Origin of the sequence: Halobacillus kuroshimensis DSM 18393, from assembly GCF_000425705.1 — a bacterium.
Taxonomy (GTDB): Bacteria; Bacillota; Bacilli; order Bacillales; family Halobacillaceae; genus Halobacillus; species Halobacillus kuroshimensis.
On the sequence record NZ_AUDY01000011.1, the window covers coordinates 140,318 to 158,445 of the forward strand.

Genomic DNA, 18,128 nt, shown 5'->3' on the forward strand with positions numbered 1-18,128 from the left:
ACGGAGGTTATTTCATGATTTCTAAATGGAAAGCTAAATTGGAAGACCCCGCCAATAAGAAAAAAGTAATGATTTATGGAGCGGTGATGGCTGTTTTCTGGCTGAAGATGTATATCATCCAGAGCTGCATCTTCAACCTTGACGTTGAAAACTTCAATGAAGCCTTAATTCTGGCCTTCAACCCACTCAGCAGTATTTTTCTTTTATTTGGTGTAGGGATTCTGCTTGCCGGCCGTAAAGGTATGCTGGCCATGTATATTGTCGGATCGCTTTTATTATATTTTAACGTCTTATTTTACAGAGAATACTCTGATTTCCTAACCATTCCTATGCTAGGGCAGGCGGCAAACCTTGCCGGGCTCGGAGGGAGTATTACAGATATTCTTTCGTGGACAGACATTTTCTTGTTTGTCGATATTTTTGCAGCGGCCTTTCTTTTGTTCTATTTGAACGGGAAGCGCCTGACTTCTTTCCAGCCGAAGCGTAAAGAAGGTTTCATTCTTGCGGCGCTGGCCATCCCTTTGTTCATCGTGAATATCGGATGGGCGCAGACGGAGCGTACAGAACTACTGCAGCGGGCCTTTGACCGCAATATGCTGGTGAAATATATCGGCGTTCTGAACTTCCACGCGTATGACATTGTGCTTCAAGGGCAGACCGAAGCGAAAAAGACGTTCGCGGACAGCAACGAACTCGTTCCGGTTCTCAATTATTTGAACGAAACGAAGTCCGGTGCAGGTGAAGAAATGGAAGGAGCAGCGGAAGGTAAGAACGTCATCCTTCTTTCGCTGGAGAGTACGCAGACGTTTGTTGTGGATAACACATTGAACGGGGAAGAATTGACTCCTTATTTCAATGATTTGAAAGAAGAAGGAGCTTATTTCAGCAACTTTTACCACCAAGTGAAACAGGGGCGTACGTCCGATTCTGAGTTTCTGCTCGATAACTCTCTCTATGGACTGAACCGTGGAGCGGCTTTCTTTACCCATTCAGGTAATGAGTATGAGGCCACTCCGGAAGTTCTTGATAAGGAAGGCTATACGTCATCAGTTATGCACGCCAATGATGCGACTTTCTGGAACCGGAACGTCATGTACGATTCTCTCGGGTATGATCGTTTCTATTCGAAGAAAGACTATGATGTCACCGAAGAGAAGTCCCACAGCTGGGGTTACTTGGATGAATACTTCTTTGAGGATTCCTTAGCGAAAATGGAAGAGATGGAAGAGCCGTTCTACAACAAGATGATCACGCTCACCAACCACCATCCCTTTACTCTTCCGGAAGATAAACAGCTGATTGAAAAAGGAGAAACATCCAGTCAGACGCTGAACAACTACTTCCAGACCATCCGATACCAGGATGAGGCATTGAAGCAGTTTGTGGAGGAATTCAAGCAGTCAGACCTCTATGACGACACGGTTCTCGTCATATACGGGGACCACTTCGGAATTTCTGAAAACCACCAGCAGGCGATGGGGGAATATCTCGATAAAGATATTAACGATTACGAGCAGTTCCAGCTTCAACGAGTGCCGCTTCTAATGATTGGAGAAGGCATTGAAGGTAAGGAATATGACACGGTAGGCGGCCAGATTGACCTGCGTCCGACCTTGATGAATATGCTCGGTGTAGAAGATGACAACCCGATCCAGTTCGGTCAGGACCTTTTCAATGAGGACCGCCAGGAGCTGATGGTCACACGTGACGGCAACTTCGCCAACGAAGAATATGTCGGCGTCAACGGCACCTGCTATGACCGGGAAACCGGTGAAGAGGTCGAAGACGCGGCCTGCGGAGAAGGCTTTGAACAGGCAGAAGAGGAACTGGCCTTGTCTGATTCCGTCGTATATGGAGACCTGCTGCGTTATCTGGATGAAACAGAGATGATTGAAGAAGAAGAGACGACTGATCAATAAAAATAGAGAAGAAAGAGTCTGCATACATGTATGCAGACTCTTTTTTTGTGCTGTGTTTTTCTTGATGGACCACTTATGAATATGCCTCAGCATGCTTGAAGCTCCGCCAGACGGGTATCGTACAATAGGTTGCGTTATACAAAAGTACGTAAAAGGAAGGGGCACAGAATCATGTCTTCCGTTATTGAAACAGATGTGATCGTCATCGGTGCCGGACCTACCGGATTGATGGCGGCCAATGAACTGAAAAAGCATGGCGTCGATTTCATCTGTCTGGAGAAGCGCGAAGCACCATCCGATCTCTCAAAAGCGCTCGGTATCCAGGCACGGACGATGGAAATGTTTGAGCTTCTTGGTGTGCACAAGGAATTTCTCGAAAAAGGCTATCCAGGTCCCGGGGCTAAGCTTCATCTTGGTGGAGAGAACGCTTCCGTTGTGGAACTGTACCATATTGAAAGCCGTTATCCTTACCTCTTGATCCTCCCTCAGAGTGAAACAGAAAAAATCCTGGAAAGCCATCTCGCCTCGCTCGGTGGTACAGTCGATCGGGAACACGATGTCATGGATGTCCATCAGGATGAAACGGGCGTATACGTCAAGGCGTCCTGTAACGGGGAAGTGAAGGAATATAAAGCGGACTATTTAATTGCTGCGGACGGTGCACATAGTAAAGTGCGGGATGCGCTCAATATTGATTTTGAAGGAAAAGACGAAGGGTACACCTTTTTCCTTGGTGATGTGGACGTTCCAGGACTTGAAGAAATTTTTATTCATATGCATTTGAATGACCGTGGAGCTGTTGCCTTCTTTCCTTACAAAGACGGGAGTTACCGGGTGGTCGGTTTTGACCGCGCCAGGCAGGGGCTTCCTCACAAAGATGAGTTGACGTTGGAAGAACTGCAGGACAGCGTCAATACGGTCCTGAAATATTCCTACCGTCTTGAAAACCCGACATGGCTTTCCTATTTTGGTACCGCTCACCGTCAGGTCCCCGATTATCGGAAAAACCGGGTGTTTTTTGTTGGAGATGCGGCTCATATCCACAACCCGTTCGGAGGCCAGGGGATGAATCTCGGCCTGCAGGACGCTTCCAACCTGGGCTGGAAGCTGGCTTCAGTATTGAAAGGCTATGCTGCAGATTCGTTCCTGGACAGTTATCAGGATGAACGCTTTCCTATTGGGAAGGATGTTTTGAAAGAAACGTCCCGGATGTTGAAAGTCGTGAATCTGGAGGGAACCCAGGGGAAAGTCCGCAACTGGGCTGGAAAGGCAGCGCTGACTCAGGACTGGGTGCAGCAGAGGATCGCCAATCATCTATCCAATATTTATAACGAATATGAAAAAGTGAAAAGGAATAAAAAGCTGAAGGATTCCACCCTGCCGCGTAAAGCGCTCCAAGCCGGCCGCCGTGTACCTGATCATCTTTTGTTTTTCGATGGAGCGAAGGATGAGAGGCTGTATCCGTTCATCTGCGACTATGGATTTGTCTGTCTGATTTATATTGATGCCCAGCATCAGGATGTCATAGATTATGCGTACACATTTGCGGAAAAAGTGAATGACCAGTACCAAGGGCTGATGAAGATATTCCTTGTGGCTAAAGGGGGGACTGTCCATACGGACGGTGATGATCTACCGATTATTTATGATGTCCACAGGCACATGGAACGGAAGCTCGGCATGGAAAAAGGAAGTGTGCTTTTGATCCGGCCGGATGGACATGTCGCCTTTCATGACACATCTATGGATGAAGAGAGGACGCTTGAGAAACTGCACCAGCTTTTTCAATAAGCGAGAAAGGAAACCCGCTTCTATTAGAAGCGGGTTTCCGCTCGTGGAATCACCTTTTTTCTTAATGATCGAAAATGAATTTTCGTCCTCTGCTGTGTGGATTGGTGGGGCTTACATGGAGATGCCGCCCTTTTCACTTTTGAAACATTCCTATATAATTTCTTCTCGTAGATAAAACTAACGTGAACTCATGTACTCCCATTCAAAACCATGACGAACGTATAGGAGCATCTGAAATGAAGAACATATGGAAAATATTCAGCAGAGACTGGAAAAATACCGCCACGAACTGGGTAGCGTTAATACTGATTCTTGGACTCGCTGTCCTCCCTTCCCTGTATGCCTGGTTCAACATCAAAGCATCGTGGGACCCTTACAGTCAGACGGACCAGCTGCCTGTGGCCGTGGTCAATGAAGACCAGGGGGCTGTTGTCCGGGATAAGGATATCGATGTCGGTCAGGAATTGGTGGATAACTTAAAGGATGAAGACAGTTTCGACTGGCAGTTTACCGATCGCGGTGAGGCGATGGATAAACTGGAGTACGGAGACTACTATGCCGTCATTGTCATTCCAGAGACTTTTTCTGAACACTTAGGAACGGTCGTGGAAGGGAATCCGGAAAAGTCGGAAGTGCAGTACTATGTCAACGAAAAGATTAATGCCATTGCCCCTAAAATTACTGAAAAAGGAGCCACGGTGCTGGTCGATCAAATTACCAGTCAGTTCATCTCGGAAGTGAACGGTACCGTTGCCGATCTGTTCAACGATCTTGGGCTTGAACTGGAGAACGATCTGCCGGATATCAAGCGCTTTGAAGAATATATTTTCAAGTTGGAAGAGAATCTGCCTGAAATTTATCAATTGATTTCCGACGCGTATGATGATTCGCAGAATGCTTCCTCCATCATCAAAGATGTGCAGGGGCTCATTCCGCAGGCTGAGCAGGCGGCAGGGGATGGATTAAGCACAATTGATGAAACGACGGCGTTTATTGACGATGCCGAACAGCGGTTGAACGAGCTCTCTCCGCAGGTAAAGGAAGATTTAAGCGCGGCACAGCAGACGGCTGAGGACGTGAACGCCTTCTTGAAGGATGTCCAGTCGGTCGATGTGAATGTCGATTCCATTGGTGAAATCCGTAGTCAAATCAATGATCAGACAAGTCAGTCCTTGGAAGAAATTGCGGCGGTCGAGCAGCTTCTCCAACAAGTGAAGGAACAACAGCAGACTAATCAAGTGAATGAAGAAAATCAGGAAGACAATGGGGAAGAGAGCAGTGAAGAAAGCACACCGCAGCCATCCCCGCAGATTCCTGAGGAAACGATTGATCAGGCGATTGCTGATGTCCAGGCGATAGAAGAAGCTCTCACGGCCATCCAGGAGGACAGCAGTCAGATTGGTGACCGATTGTCAGAAGCTCAGCAGAACATCGATCAGACCCTTGCCTCCCTTGAAGAAAAATCAGGGGAAACGGCGGACCAGATTGATGCGTTCTTAAAAGAATATAACGAAAACATCGAGCCGCAGGTACTGTCTGAAATCGACAAAGCTCAAAGCACGCTTGCGGACGCCCGATCAATTTTGGTGGATGTCCAATCGACGGTTCCTGAAGTCGAGCGCATCCTGAACAGTACGGAAGGCAATATTGCTGAAGGTCAGGATATCCTGGAATATATGATGAATGAATATCCGTACGTCAATCAAAAAGTGAATGAAATGGCGGATCGGATACGTGATATCCAGGGAGAAACAGATATCAATGAAATCATCGATCTTCTGAAAAATGACCCGGCCGCAGAAGAAAACTTTTTTGAAGAACCGGTCACCTTAAGTAAGAACGCCCTGTTCCCGATTGAAAACTACGGAACAGGTATGACGCCTTTCTATACGGTACTGTCCCTGTGGGTCGGTGCACTGCTTCTGGTGTCGTTACTGTCTACGGATCCGGTCAACCTTCAGGAATACCGGAGTTATGAGCAGTACTTCGGAAAACTTGCGACATTTGTGAGTATCGGATTCCTGCAGACGCTTGTCGTCACGCTCGGAAACGTATTCCTGCTTGATATCGGTGTGGCTGAAGTTGTTCCATTTGTCCTGTTCGGTCTGCTGATCAGCTTTGTGTTTATGACGGTTGTCTTTACTCTTGTATCCGTTCTTGGAGACGTCGGAAAAGCCGGAGCAATTGTCATGCTCGTCCTGCAGATTGCCGGGTCGGGAGGAACGTATCCCGTTGCGCTTCTTCCGGAGTTTTTCCAGACGATTCATCCATTCCTTCCGTTTTCCTACGCCATCGATCTGATGCGGGAAGCGGTCGGAGGTATTGTGCCGGCCCGAGTCGAAACAGACTTGGTGTTCCTCAGTTTATTCGGCGGGGTATTTCTTTTAATCGGCGTCTTTCTGAAAGGACCGCTGCATAAGCGGACAAGACAGGTGAAGGCTAAATCGAGGGAATCCGGACTGTTCCATTAACACAAAAGGAGAGGTCGTATGAAACTTGTAGATATATACCGAGTGAAAACGTATGTGATTCCTGAGTATGTTGAAAACGTCATTCAAAGTGTGCTGAGTGTGGATGATCTGCAGGTCGGTCAGTATAAGAATGTGATGTGGCAGACGAAGGATGGGATGGAGCAGTTTGTCCCCTCCGGCACAGCAGTACCTACGGAAGGGAAAAAAGGAGAAATAGAGAGGGTGACCTCGTTGCGAATTGAATTTTCCATACCGAGAGATGAAGATCTGCTGACCAAAGTGATTGAGCAGGGCATTTACGCCGCTCACCCATGGGATGAGCCGGTCGTGCAGGTAACGGAAGAACGAGAGGCCAGAAAGCATGAATCATGATTGAAAAAGCCGCTTACGTCATCAGACGTAAGCGGCTTTCAGTTTGTAAACAAGTCCAGTGTTTTTCTAGTACCTGCACCGTTGCTGGGTAGAGGGTAATCTTTTTTATCTTCTTATAATCAGCTGTCATCAGCGTTTGTTTCGGACCATTGTCATTTCCACCCGAACGACAATTACGCCGTAAGTGCAGCTCTTTTGAATCTGCGAAGCTAAGCTCAAATCGTCCTTCTCTCATAAGATACCCATTTTCCTTCGTATGTGCTGTACTTTTGGCGCGAGGAGCGTGCGGCAAGCATCCACCGATAAGCGGAACGTGACCACTACCCGGACATACAGACAACTCTACTGGATGACATGTATGATTTCTACAGCGTGAAAGCCGCTCACGTTATGGAACGTAAGCGGCTTTTTTAATCGAAATGGGAAAGGCCATGGAGGATGAAATGATTGACCATGACTGCCATTTCCTCAGGCGGCTGGTCCATGTCATTCTGGATCCAGTCTTTAATCACGTGGATGACGCCGCTGATGACAAACGTACTGACGTACTCGGATTCCTGTTTGGAAATGACTTTATCCGATGTTAAGTTATCCAGCATGAACCCCCTTGTCAGGTTCATCATCCGTTTTTCGAAGGATGGTGCCGCTTCTCCTTTCAGCAGGGTCTGAAAAATCAGCTTATTTTCAAGCACGTACGATAGGATCTTCTCCGTCATCTGAATCGACTCTTCTTCAAGCTCATGATCATATTGACTGAGATAGGTGTTCATATCCGCTGTAATTTCCTCTTCAATCCGCCCGAGCAGGTCATACTGATCGGAATAGTGGGTGTAGAACGTGGAACGATTGATGTCCGCCCGCGCGCAGATCTCTTTTACGGTAATGTCAGCGATCGGCTTCTCATTCAGCAGATGGATCAGACTTTCCTTCAGTACATGGCGGGTATACTTTTTTCGACGGTCCATTTTTTCACTCATAGCGGGGCTCCTTTTTTTACATTTTTATGACAATCCAACATTCACATACAGGTATGTTGGATAAATGACGAAAATTACAAAACTGTTTGTTGAATATCCAACACGGTGTCAATAAAATAGTATAGTGTATGAATGGGAGATGCAAGAGAGGGTGACGTTTTATCGGATGGACAGCACGAATCATAAAGCATAAAAAGAGTATTGTTCTTATCTTTGTCATACTTACGCTGTTAAGTGCGGCGGCTCAGTTCGCCGTGTCCGTCAACTACAATATGATTGACTACCTGCCTGAGGACGCTCCTTCAATTGAAGCGGTGGACATCATGGAGCAGGAATTCGATGAACCGGTGGAAAATGCCCGGGTCATGATTGAAGGTGTTTCGATCACTGAAGCACTCAGCTATAAACAGCAGCTGGAGGACGTGGATGGAGTCGGAAGTGTCACATGGCTCGATGATATCATCGATGTGAAAGTACCGTTGGAGATGGCTTCTGCGGATACAGTTGAATCCTATTACCAGGATCAAAAAGCACTCTATTCCCTCCACATAGAAGAAGGGGAAGAAGTCGCAGCCACAGATGCGATTTATGAATTGATTGGAGAAGATAACGCGGTGGCTGGTGAAGCCGTCAACACAGCTGTGTCTCAGAAAATGACAGGCAGTGAATCGATGTACGCAGCCGCACTGCTCGTTCCGATCATCATTTTGATTTTAATTTTATCAACGACATCATGGATGGAACCGGTCTTCTTCTTAGTCGCCATAGGTGTATCTGTCCTGATTAATTTAGGCACGAACATTTTCATTGGAGAAATATCCTTTGTCACGCAGTCGGTTGCTCCGATTTTACAGCTGGCCGTTTCGCTCGACTATGCGATATTCCTTCTCCACAGCTTTTCGGATTACCGCAGGGAAGTCGAAGATCCGAAGGAAGCGATGCAGCTGGCGATGAAGCGTTCTTTTCCGGCGATTGTCGCAAGTGCGTCCACAACTTTCTTTGGGTTTACCGCTCTAACCTTTATGGACTTTGGTATCGGGGCGGATCTCGGATTGAACCTGCTGAAAGGAATTCTTCTCAGCTTTATCAGTGTCATGGTATTCCTGCCGGCGCTGACGATGATGTTTTATCACTGGATTGATAAGACCCAGCACCGTCCGTTTGTTCCTGATTTCAAGGGAATCGGCCGTCACGTGATGAAGCTGCGTCTGCCGAGCTTTATCCTGCTGTTGATCATCATTGTGCCTGCTTTTCTGGCTCAAAATGAAACAAGTTTTATTTACGGAACAGGAGAACAGCCGGAAAACACAAGGGCCGGTCAGGATGTAGCCGCCATCCAGGATTCTTTTGGCAAAAATATCCCGATGGTTCTTCTCGTACCTGAAGGGGACCGGGCGAAAGAGGAAGAACTCGTGCAGGACCTGGATCAGCTTACAGATGTCTCCAGCGTCGTGTCCTATGTCAACATCGTCAGCCCCGCGATTCCGCCTGAGTACTTGGAAAAGTCGGTGACTGAAACGTTTTATTCCGAGCATTACGCTAGAATCACCTTATATACGGAAACCGATGCAGAGGGGGAAAGAGCCTTTTCCCTTATTGAAGAGGTGAAGGAAACCGCAGATGGGTACTATGATGAGACACATCTGTTGGGGGAAAGCGTCACGTTGTATGATATGAAAAATATTGTGCAGAAGGATAACACCCTTGTGAACTGGCTGACAATCGCTGCGGTTGCTGCGGTATTGATTCTTACGTTCCGGTCGGTTTCCATCCCGGTGGTCCTGCTCATTACGATTCAGGCCTCGGTATGGGTGAACCTCGCTTTTCCATATTTTATGGATACGCCGCTCGTCTACGTCGGGTATCTATTGATCAGCACGATTCAATTGGCGGCAACCGTGGACTATGCCATTTTATTTACGGAGAATTACAATCATCTCCGTAAAGACATGTCAGCTCTTGAGGCGATTAAGAAAACGATTGATGATAAGGTCTTCGCTATTTTTGTATCAGCTTCAATTTTGTCCAGTGTCGGCTTTATTTTATGGATGACCTCCACGAACCCCATTGTATCGTCGATTGGTCTGCTGCTTGGGAGAGGAGCGCTGCTTGCGTTTCTGATGGTCGTGCTCGTCCTGCCTGCCCTGCTTGTGATTTTGGACCGCGTGATTGAAAAAACGACTTGGAAAGCAAACTTTTATAAGGGGAAATGATAATGATAGGGAAACGTTCATCTTTGCTGATCATGGCTTTTCTTCTTGCCCTGCCCGCCGCTCCTGCTTCTGCGGAAGAGGATGGAAAAGCGGAGAAAGGCAGTTACTCTGAAAAGCGTGAAGTCGTCTACGCCACGTTAAATGCAGATGGCAGCCAGAAGGACATGTATGTGGTCAATAACTTTGATATCGAAGAGCCGGGAACGATTGTTGATTTCGGCCCATATTCCAGTGTGGAGAACTTAACGAATTTGAATGAAATCAAACAGAAAAATTCACGGATCGAAGTGACAGCTGAGGAAGAGGAGTTTTATTACCAGGGAAATCTAGAAGAGCAGGCTCTTCCGTGGGTAATCGATTTTTCCTATAAGCTGAGCGGAGAAAAGGTTGAACCAGAAGAACTTCTTGGAAAAGATGGACAACTGGAAATCGGGATTGAGACCTCAGAAAAAGAAGGCGCCGATCCTGTCTTTTTCAACAACTATACCCTGCAGATTACGGTCCCTTTAGATGCAGAAATCTTCGAGAATATTGAGGCGCCTGACGGAACGGTGGCCAGTTCCGGGAAAGACAGACAGGTCACGTTCACCGTTCTTCCTGAGAAAGAGGAAAGCTTCAAAATAACGGCTGATGCAGAGAATATTGAAATGGACAGTATTGAAATCGCCGCGGTTCCAGCCTCCATATCCATGGAAGAGCCGGATATCGATGGTGTGAAGAATGATATGAATTCACTTGCCGATGCAACAGCCGCCATCCATGACGGAGCAGCCGGACTTGCTGACGGCATCACTGAATTGAATAGCGGAACAGCTCAGGTTTATAGTGGTTCAGAACAGTACCTGAACGGCATCCAGGAGTTGAACAGTGGTTCGGGTTCTCTAGTCGAAGGTTCCGCATCGATTAAGAGTGCACTTGCGGAAATGAGTCGTCTGGCTTCACAGGGGCCTGGGGAATTGAACCTTGGAGATCTGTCGCAAATGCAGACGAACTTGAGAGAGCTCTCTTCCGGGCTTCAGAAAGCAGAAGATGGGCTTGTGGATTTGAGAACCAAATATGCCAATGCCCACGATCAACTGGATGAGGCGATGGCCTCCATTCCGGGGTATGAAGTGACTGAGGAGGATATCCAGGCGCTTCGTGAGTCAGGAGTCGATCAGGAAGTAGTCGATCACCTGATTGAAACGTATCACGCAGCCCAGGAGGCTAAGGCGGTCTACGGAGATGCCGAAGGCGCCTTTGATGCGGCCGGGCCTGCTCTTGATCAGGCAGTGGCTTCATTGAGTGAGATCAACGACCAGCTCGCAGCGGCGGCTGATACAATTGAAACAAATCTCGGCAGTGTGAATGTGGATGAATCCATCAAGGAACTGCAGCAGGGCATTCAGAATTTCTCCTCGCAGTATAATGATTTTCATGCCGGACTTGTTGAGTATACGGACGGCGTCGGACAGCTGGCCGGTTCGTACGAGGAAGTGCATTCCGGGATCGGCGGGCTGACAAGCGGAACCGCTGGTTTGGAATCCGGTGCTTCTGATCTTCAGAACGGAACGGCAGAACTAGCTGCCTCCACCAGCGATCTGCCGGATGAAATGCAGTCGGAAATCGATCAATTGATGAGTGAGTATGACTATTCCGATTTTGAACCGGTGTCCTTTGTTTCTGAAGAAAATGAGAATATTGAATCGGTTCAGTTTGTGATAAAAACAGAAAGCATCAAAAAAGCAGAACAGGAAGAAGAGCCGGAGGAGCAGGACGAGAAAAGCCTCTGGGACCGCTTTTTGGATTTGTTCCGCTAGGTGAATAAAGCCTTCTCTCCTTCATGCGGGAGAAGGCTTTTTATATAGAGTTAATTAGTTTCGTAACTCGAAATGGTATAGTATACTCTTTATTGGAATAACACAGTGATGTAAACTCAAAATAAAAATGGTGTAAATGTTTATTAGGATGAAAAGTAAAACATAGGCTCCATTTGAATTCTTACGTACAGGAGAGATCAAGATGAGCATGAAGCTGTTTACGCTTAATTCCAACGAACCGTTGGCAGAGGAAATCTCAGAGATATTGGATGTTCCTTTAGGAGAGAGTTCTGTAGTGAGGTTCAGTGACGGTGAAATTCAAATTACGATCGAGGAAAGTGTCCGTGGTGACGACATTTATTTGATTCAATCGACGGCCCAGCCGGTCAATGAGCATATTATGGAGCTTTTGATTATGGTGGATGCTTTGAAGAGAGCTTCCGCCAAGACCATTAATGTGGTCATCCCCTATTACGGGTATGCCCGTCAGGATCGGAAAGCACGTCCGCGTGAACCGATCACGGCTAAATTGATTGCCAACCTGTTGGAAAAAGCAGGCGTATCAAGAGTCGTCGCTCTTGACCTGCATGCGCCGCAGATTCAGGGATTCTTCAACATCCCGGTCGACCAGCTGCTCGGTATTCCGATTATTGCTCAGTATTACAAGGAGAAAAACATCGAGGATGTTGTCGTGGTAGCTCCTGATACAAGCGGTCTGCGCCGGGCGCGCCGCATGGCCGATATTCTGGATGTGCCTATAGCATTTGTGGATAGACGCCGCCCTGAACCCCACATGGAGGAAGATTTGAATGTGGTCGGTAATATTGAAGGAAAGAACGTCATTATCGTGGATGATATGATTGATACAGCCGGAACGATCGATCAAGCGGCTGCTGCGCTCCTCGAAAATGGAGCCAATGAGATTTATGCATGCGGCACCCATGCCGTATTGTCGGATCCTTCCGTGAAGATCATCGAGGATTCACCGATCAAGGAATTGGTCGTGACGAATTCTGTTTATCTTCCTGAGGAAAAGCGTATTGATAAAATCGTATCGCTATCTGTTGCCCCGTTGTTTGCGGATGCGTTGACACGTGTGCAGAAAGAGCAGTCCGTCAGTGTCCTGTTCGATTAATAAGGAAAACCCCCGCTTTTAAAAAAGCGGGGGTTTTCTACTTGCAGAGCACGTGTTCTCTTACCTCTTCGCCTGAATCGTGTGGGTGGCCACGGTCCGCTTATCGGTGGGTGCTTGCCGCGGGCACGGCCTCAGCTAACTTGGTCAACAAAACCACTTGACCAAGTGGATCTTCGGCTCGTGCTGTTCCCGCAGGCGTCACCACCGAACGCTCCCCGTGTCCACACCCTGTCATGGTTGAAAAGGTGGCCGGTTTGCTAAAGAGAGCATCATTTTTTGACATTTCACTTATAGGATCGGCTGGATGAAGGAGAGTCTTTTCCGGCACCGGAGGGAGCACAAACCATTTCACTCCTGCGGAAAAACGGGCGGGCAAGACCCCGGAGGGCGGTTTTCCCGAGGAGGCTTGGACGTTCGTCCGCGGAAAGGGAATGGTTTGTGCTCCTGAAGGCTGGTGAATAAATGGTTTCACTACACTAAGAAAACCTCCGCTTGAATCAGCGGAGGTTTTTGTCTGTTTATTTATTTACGGAAGCGTCATAAATGGAGCTTACGGAATGATTCAGGGACTGGTCGAACTCTTCCTGTGACTGATCGACATGCAGATCGCCGACAAGGGCTCTGGAGAAGCTTGCGATCAAACCTTCATTATCCTTCAGTTTTTCGTTGGCTTCTTCGCGAGAGTATCCACCGGAAAGAGCAACAACGCGGACGACACGAGGATGGTTGATGATTTCCTCGTAAGCATTCGGCTTCGTAGGAATCGTCAGTTTCAGCATCACGTTTTGATCTTCATGCAGCTGATTAAGCTGATTGAGGATCTCACCGCGCAGGATATCCTCACATTTTTCTTTTTCCTCACTGTTGATGTCGACTTCCGGCTCTATGATTGGGACGAGCCCGGCAGCAAGGATTTCTTTAGCGACTTCAAACTGTTGGTCTACGACAGCTTTGATGCCGTCGTAATTCGCTTCATGAATGACAGAACGCATTTTCGTACCAAAAATGTTTCGTTCGTTGGCACGGCGCAGCATATCATCAAGGTCAGGGATCGGCTTCATCATCTGTACGCCGTTTTCCTGTTCGGCAAGTCCTTTATCAACTTTAAGAAAAGGGACGATACCTTTGGATGAAAGGTAGTCTGCTGTGAATTTGCCTTCCACTTCGCGGTCCATCGTCTGTTCAAACAAGATGGCGCCAAGAATCTGCTCAGAATTAAAGGAAGGGGAGGTGAGAATTCTCGTTCTCATCTCGTGGACCTGGTTGAACATTTCCTCTTCATTGGCATAAGCGTCTTCGTGTACGCCATAGGCGGCAAGGGCCTTAGGTGTGCTCCCACCGCTCTGGTCCAGTGCAGCAATAAATCCTTCTTCGTTTTTCATTCGTTCAAAATGACGGGTGTTCATGAAATCCGCTCCTTTTACGAAATTTAAAAACTCCATGGATCCTTTTCCCTCTCTCACCTATTCTTTAACATCAAACAAACTCCTTCTATAATTTTTGGTTTTCCCCATTTTTCAACAGGGATAGGAGGATAGTCTTTCATATAGTTGCACATATGAGCGAGGAGTATGGTCCATAAGAGCGCAGTTTTTGTTGACCCTCCAGTTACTGGAGGGTTTAGCATGGGAAGAAGAATAAAATGCCTGTGTAGAAATTAATCGAAAAATTATATTGATAATGATAATCATTATCAATATAATGGGATATAGAAGGAAGGATAGAGGGGAGGTCCAGCCTTTTTAATTGAGAATGATTATCTTTGTCGTGTTGGAGATTGAGGCATTCCATTAAGAAGTACGTGTATGAGAGTTCTATACTTAGTCATAACTTTAATCATTTTATCCATAGCATCTATTTTCATCGGCGTATCGGAGCTGTCCTTGATGGACATTGGCGGGCTGACCTCCCAGCAGCAGGAAATTCTGCTTGTCAGCCGGATCCCGAGGCTGCTCAGTATTCTGATTGCCGGGATGAGCATGAGTGTCATCGGCTTTATTATGCAGCAGTTGAGCCGGAATAAATTCGTGTCGCCGACAACGGCCGGGACGATGGACTCTGCAAGACTCGGGATTCTTGCGGCGCTCATTCTTTTTCCGACAGCGAGCATGCTGATGAAGGTTTCCATCGCTTTTGTGTTCGCCCTGGCCGGGACGTTTCTATTCATGAAGATTCTCGACCGGATCAAATTCAAGGATACGATTTTCATCCCGCTTGTTGGTCTGATGTTCGGGAATATCGTTGGATCTCTGACGACGTTCATCGCCTACCGTTTTGATATGATCCAGAGCATCGGATCCTGGCTGCAGGGAGATTTCTCAATGATAGTAAAAGGAAGGTACGAGCTGTTGTATTTGAGTATTCCGGCTTTGATTCTGGCTTACTTTTATGCCAACCGCTTTACAATCGCCGGGATGGGAAAGGACTTTGCGAGCAACCTGGGACTTCAGTACAAACAGATCGTCAACATCGGTCTGGTCATCGTCGCGTTCGTTTCGTCCATTGTCCTGTTGACGGTCGGTTCTCTGCCGTTCCTCGGCTTGATCATTCCGAATATCGTATCGATCTACCAGGGGGACCATTTGCAGAAGAATCTGCTTCATACAGCTCTTCTGGGCGCCCTGTTTGTGCTCGTATGCGACATACTCGGCCGGGTGTTGATTTTCCCGTATGAAATATCCATTGGTTTAACGGTCGGCGTTCTTGGGAGCGGCATCTTCCTGTTTCTGCTGTTAAGGAGGAATGCTTATGCTTCTTAAAAGAAAAATGCTCCTGCTCGGTCTGCTGGCCACCGCTTTTTCGGTGCTCTTTTTGTTCTGGGATATCGGCACAGCCTTTGGTTATGTGTTTCCGCGCAGGCTGGTGAAAGTCGCCGCTATTATTTTGACAGGAAGCTGTATCGCTTTCTCTACGGTCATTTTTCAGACGATCACGAACAACCGGATTTTGACGCCGAGCTTAATCGGCCTGGATTCGCTGTACATGCTGATCCAGACGGCCATCGTATTTGTTTTCGGAGGCCGGCAGCTGGCGATGATGGAGAATCGATTCCATTTTGTGTTGTCTGTAGGTTTAATGGTGCTGTTCGCTCTGCTTCTGTTCAGGCTTGTATTTAGAATGGAGCAGCGCAATATTTACTTCCTTCTGTTGATTGGAATTATATGCGGGACCTTTTTCAGCAGCATCTCTTCCTTCATGCAGATGCTGATTGACCCGAATGAATTTTCGATTGTTCAGGATTCCATGTTTGCCAGCTTTAACAATGTTAATGATGACCTGCTTGGTATTTCCGCCATCATTATGATCCTGACCGGGGTTTACGCGTTTCCGATGTTGAAGTATTTGAATGTCATGGCCCTCGGACAGGATCAGGCAGTGAACCTCGGTATTCCTTATAACAAAATTGTCCGGCGCTGGCTGATCATTATTGCTGTCCTTGTTTCTGTATCGACAGCATTGGTGGGTCCGATCACATTTCTCGGCCTGCTCGTCGCCAATGTCGCTCATCAGCTGTTTCAAACCTACCGCCACAGCTATTTGATTATTGGAGCCGTTTTGATCAGCATCATCACACTTGCGGGTGGACAGTTTATCGTAGAGCATCTGTTCACATTCTCAATTCCAATCAGTGTCATCGTAAACTTCGTCGGCGGTGTTTACTTTCTTTACTTATTGTTGAAGGAGAATCGTTCATGGTAGAAGTGAAACACGTATCAAAAACGTATGGTTCGAAAAAAGTCATAGAAAATTTATCCGTGGACATTCAGCCCGGAAAAATTACATCTTTCATAGGATCGAACGGGGCAGGGAAAAGCACCCTGCTTTCCATGCTCAGCCGGCTGATTTCCAAGGATGAGGGCCAGGTGCTTCTGCACGGCCGGGACATTCATTCGATCAAACCGAACGATCTGGCTAAAGAGCTTTCCATTCTAAAACAGTCCAATCATATTGATCTGCGAATCCAGGTCCGTGATTTGATTAGTTTTGGACGCTTCCCATACTCACAGGGACGTTTAACAAAAGAGGACTGGGTGGAAATCAACAAAGCCATTCATTATATGGAGCTTGAGGAAATCCAGGAGCGATATATCGATGAGTTGAGTGGTGGTCAGCTGCAGCGGGCCTACATTGCCATGATCATTGCGCAGGATACAGACTATGTGATGCTCGATGAACCTTTGAACAACCTGGACATGAAGCATTCCGTACAAATTATGAAATCGTTGAGGAAAATGGTCGAGGAAATGGGGAAAACGGCGGTTATAGTGATTCACGATATCAACTTTGCCTCCTGCTACTCGGACCGGATTGTTGCCTTGAAGCATGGGGAGATTGTCCGGGAAGGCCCGACGGAGGAAATGATTAACAGTGAGATGCTAAAGGAAGTCTACGACATGGATATTCCTGTGCAGCTAATTAACGGTGAACGAATTTGTCTACATTTTAAATAATAGAAAAAAGGATGAGTCGATGATGAAAAAAGTATGGTTGTTCGGTTTATTTATTGCTGCTGTTATGTTTTTGGCAGCCTGTTCCTCTCAGGGAGAAGGGAACAGTGCGGAAGCTGAAACAAATAATGAAACTGAAGAAACGAAAGAAACTCTTACTATTGAACATGAACTAGGTACAACAGAAGTGCCGGAAAACCCTGAAAAAATAGCTGTTTTCAATTATGGTACACTGTCTGCGCTGGATCAGCTTGGAATTGAAGCGTCAGGTGTGGCAAAATCAAGTAACATCCCTTCGTATCTTTCCAAGTATGAAGGAGAAGACTATACGAATCTTGGAAGTTTGAAAGAGCCGGATTTTGAAACGATATATGAAATGCAGCCGGATTTGATCATTATTGCCGGACGACAGGGAGAAGCCTACGAGGAACTGAAGGACATTGCTCCAACGTTATATCTATCGGCTGATCCAGCAGATTTTATGGCATCCTATAAAGAGGGCATGGAAACACTGGGGCAGATTTTTAATAAGGAAGATGAAGTGCAGACCAAGCTTGATGAGCTTGATGAAACGGTCGCTGCTATGAAAGAAACAGCAGAAAACAATGGACAGGATGGCCTGGTTGTCCTTTCCAACGGTGGGAAAGTGAGTGCCTATGGACCGGGATCACGTTTCGGCATGCTTCATGATGTGTTTGGTGTCCAGCCAACGGCCGATGATATCGAAGCATCTACGCACGGGATGGATATTTCTTTTGAGTATATTGCTGAAAAAGATCCGTCCTACCTGTTCGTTGTCGACCGCGACCAAGTGGTAAATGGAGAGTCCGCCGCAGCTGAAACGTTGAATAACGATTTGGTAAATAGTACGACGGCAGCTCAAAATGACCAGATGGTTTACCTGGATCCTGAACTGTGGTATCTATCCAGTGGACTTCCTCCGATCGATCTTATGGCTGAGGAAGTGAAGCGTGCTCTGGAGGAATAAACATCAGGTAGAAGC

The 18,128-nt window shown here is 47.0% G+C and carries 14 protein-coding genes; 11 read left to right on the forward strand and 3 right to left on the reverse strand.

The features are described 5' to 3' along the window. Window positions 1–14 precede the first annotated feature (14 nt). The 4 genes from H615_RS0113425 (at window position 15) to H615_RS0113440 (ending at window position 6,553) form a co-directional block, all read left to right on the forward strand. A complete protein-coding gene (locus H615_RS0113425; RefSeq protein ID WP_084163157.1) occupies window positions 15–1,919 on the forward strand; it encodes an LTA synthase family protein in 1,905 nt (634 codons plus the stop codon). Window positions 1,920–2,090: 171 nt separating this feature from the next. After that, a complete protein-coding gene (locus H615_RS21375) occupies window positions 2,091–3,710 on the forward strand; it encodes an FAD-dependent monooxygenase (protein WP_051254708.1) in 1,620 nt (539 codons plus the stop codon). Window positions 3,711–3,946: 236 nt separating this feature from the next. After that, window positions 3,947–6,181 carry a YhgE/Pip domain-containing protein gene (locus H615_RS0113435; protein ID WP_027955633.1) on the forward strand — a complete coding sequence of 745 codons (2,235 nt, stop codon included), beginning with the start codon at window positions 3,947–3,949 and terminating at the stop codon, window positions 6,179–6,181. A gap of 18 nt (window positions 6,182–6,199) precedes the next feature. Beyond that, entirely contained in the window at window positions 6,200–6,553 is a 354-nt protein-coding gene (locus tag H615_RS0113440) for a YqfO family protein (protein WP_027955634.1), read from the forward strand. 13 nt (window positions 6,554–6,566) lie between these two features. On the opposite strand, the gene H615_RS22575 is transcribed toward H615_RS0113440, so the two are convergent. Both H615_RS22575 and H615_RS0113445 read right to left on the reverse strand, forming a co-directional pair. Continuing rightward, window positions 6,567–6,788: a hypothetical protein gene (locus tag H615_RS22575; protein WP_169516204.1), complete on the reverse strand. Its 222-nt coding sequence runs from the start codon at window positions 6,786–6,788 to the stop codon at window positions 6,567–6,569. 175 nt (window positions 6,789–6,963) lie between these two features. After that, entirely contained in the window at window positions 6,964–7,530 is a 567-nt protein-coding gene (locus H615_RS0113445; protein WP_027955635.1) for a TetR/AcrR family transcriptional regulator, read from the reverse strand. 272 nt (window positions 7,531–7,802) lie between these two features. Here H615_RS0113445 and H615_RS0113450 point away from each other — a divergent pair, with 272 nt between their 5' ends. From H615_RS0113450 to H615_RS0113460, 3 genes are all read left to right on the forward strand, one after another. Beyond that, window positions 7,803–9,743 (forward strand): efflux RND transporter permease subunit, encoded by a 1,941-nt coding sequence (locus H615_RS0113450; protein ID WP_027955636.1) that lies wholly within the window; start codon window positions 7,803–7,805, stop codon window positions 9,741–9,743. A gap of 2 nt (window positions 9,744–9,745) precedes the next feature. Then, entirely contained in the window at window positions 9,746–11,542 is a 1,797-nt protein-coding gene (locus H615_RS0113455) for an AAA family ATPase (protein WP_027955637.1), read from the forward strand. 202 nt (window positions 11,543–11,744) lie between these two features. Beyond that, window positions 11,745–12,677 carry a ribose-phosphate diphosphokinase gene (locus H615_RS0113460; RefSeq protein ID WP_035532229.1) on the forward strand — a complete coding sequence of 311 codons (933 nt, stop codon included), beginning with the start codon at window positions 11,745–11,747 and terminating at the stop codon, window positions 12,675–12,677. Window positions 12,678–13,195: 518 nt separating this feature from the next. On the opposite strand, the gene H615_RS0113470 is transcribed toward H615_RS0113460, so the two are convergent. After that, a complete protein-coding gene (locus H615_RS0113470) occupies window positions 13,196–14,083 on the reverse strand; it encodes a fructose bisphosphate aldolase (protein WP_027955640.1) in 888 nt (295 codons plus the stop codon). Window positions 14,084–14,482: 399 nt separating this feature from the next. On the opposite strand from H615_RS0113470, the gene H615_RS0113475 reads away from it, so the two are divergent. Genes H615_RS0113475 through H615_RS0113490 form a run of 4 tightly spaced genes read left to right on the forward strand, consistent with a single transcriptional unit; the run spans window position 14,483 to window position 18,113 of the window. Further along, window positions 14,483–15,436 (forward strand): ABC transporter permease, encoded by a 954-nt coding sequence (locus tag H615_RS0113475; protein ID WP_027955641.1) that lies wholly within the window; start codon window positions 14,483–14,485, stop codon window positions 15,434–15,436. Beyond that, window positions 15,426–16,376, forward strand: a complete 951-nt coding sequence (locus tag H615_RS0113480; protein WP_027955642.1) for an iron chelate uptake ABC transporter family permease subunit — start codon at window positions 15,426–15,428, stop codon at window positions 16,374–16,376. The genes H615_RS0113475 and H615_RS0113480 overlap by 11 nt, the downstream gene beginning before the upstream one ends. Then, window positions 16,370–17,128, forward strand: coding sequence for an iron ABC transporter ATP-binding protein (locus tag H615_RS0113485; RefSeq protein ID WP_027955643.1), 759 nt, complete (start codon window positions 16,370–16,372; stop codon window positions 17,126–17,128). The genes H615_RS0113480 and H615_RS0113485 overlap by 7 nt, the downstream gene beginning before the upstream one ends. 22 nt (window positions 17,129–17,150) lie before the next feature. Next, window positions 17,151–18,113: a siderophore ABC transporter substrate-binding protein gene (locus tag H615_RS0113490; protein ID WP_027955644.1), complete on the forward strand. Its 963-nt coding sequence runs from the start codon at window positions 17,151–17,153 to the stop codon at window positions 18,111–18,113. Window positions 18,114–18,128 lie beyond the last annotated feature (15 nt).

Bases quoted from the DNA above. Each gene is read 5' to 3' on its own strand.
- H615_RS0113425 (WP_084163157.1), top strand. From the start codon at position 15: ATGATTTCTAAATGGAAAGCTAAATTGGAAGACCCCGCCAATAAGAAA.
- H615_RS21375 (WP_051254708.1), top strand. From the start codon at position 2,091: ATGTCTTCCGTTATTGAAACAGATGTGATCGTCATCGGTGCCGGACCT.
- H615_RS0113435 (WP_027955633.1), top strand. From the start codon at position 3,947: ATGAAGAACATATGGAAAATATTCAGCAGAGACTGGAAAAATACCGCC.
- H615_RS0113440 (WP_027955634.1), top strand. From the start codon at position 6,200: ATGAAACTTGTAGATATATACCGAGTGAAAACGTATGTGATTCCTGAG.
- H615_RS22575 (WP_169516204.1), bottom strand. From the start codon at position 6,788: ATGAGAGAAGGACGATTTGAGCTTAGCTTCGCAGATTCAAAAGAGCTG.
- H615_RS0113445 (WP_027955635.1), bottom strand. From the start codon at position 7,530: ATGAGTGAAAAAATGGACCGTCGAAAAAAGTATACCCGCCATGTACTG.
- H615_RS0113450 (WP_027955636.1), top strand. From the start codon at position 7,803: ATGATTGACTACCTGCCTGAGGACGCTCCTTCAATTGAAGCGGTGGAC.
- H615_RS0113455 (WP_027955637.1), top strand. From the start codon at position 9,746: ATGATAGGGAAACGTTCATCTTTGCTGATCATGGCTTTTCTTCTTGCC.
- H615_RS0113460 (WP_035532229.1), top strand. From the start codon at position 11,745: ATGAGCATGAAGCTGTTTACGCTTAATTCCAACGAACCGTTGGCAGAG.
- H615_RS0113470 (WP_027955640.1), bottom strand. From the start codon at position 14,083: ATGAACACCCGTCATTTTGAACGAATGAAAAACGAAGAAGGATTTATT.
- H615_RS0113475 (WP_027955641.1), top strand. From the start codon at position 14,483: ATGAGAGTTCTATACTTAGTCATAACTTTAATCATTTTATCCATAGCA.
- H615_RS0113480 (WP_027955642.1), top strand. From the start codon at position 15,426: ATGCTTCTTAAAAGAAAAATGCTCCTGCTCGGTCTGCTGGCCACCGCT.
- H615_RS0113485 (WP_027955643.1), top strand. From the start codon at position 16,370: ATGGTAGAAGTGAAACACGTATCAAAAACGTATGGTTCGAAAAAAGTC.
- H615_RS0113490 (WP_027955644.1), top strand. From the start codon at position 17,151: ATGAAAAAAGTATGGTTGTTCGGTTTATTTATTGCTGCTGTTATGTTT.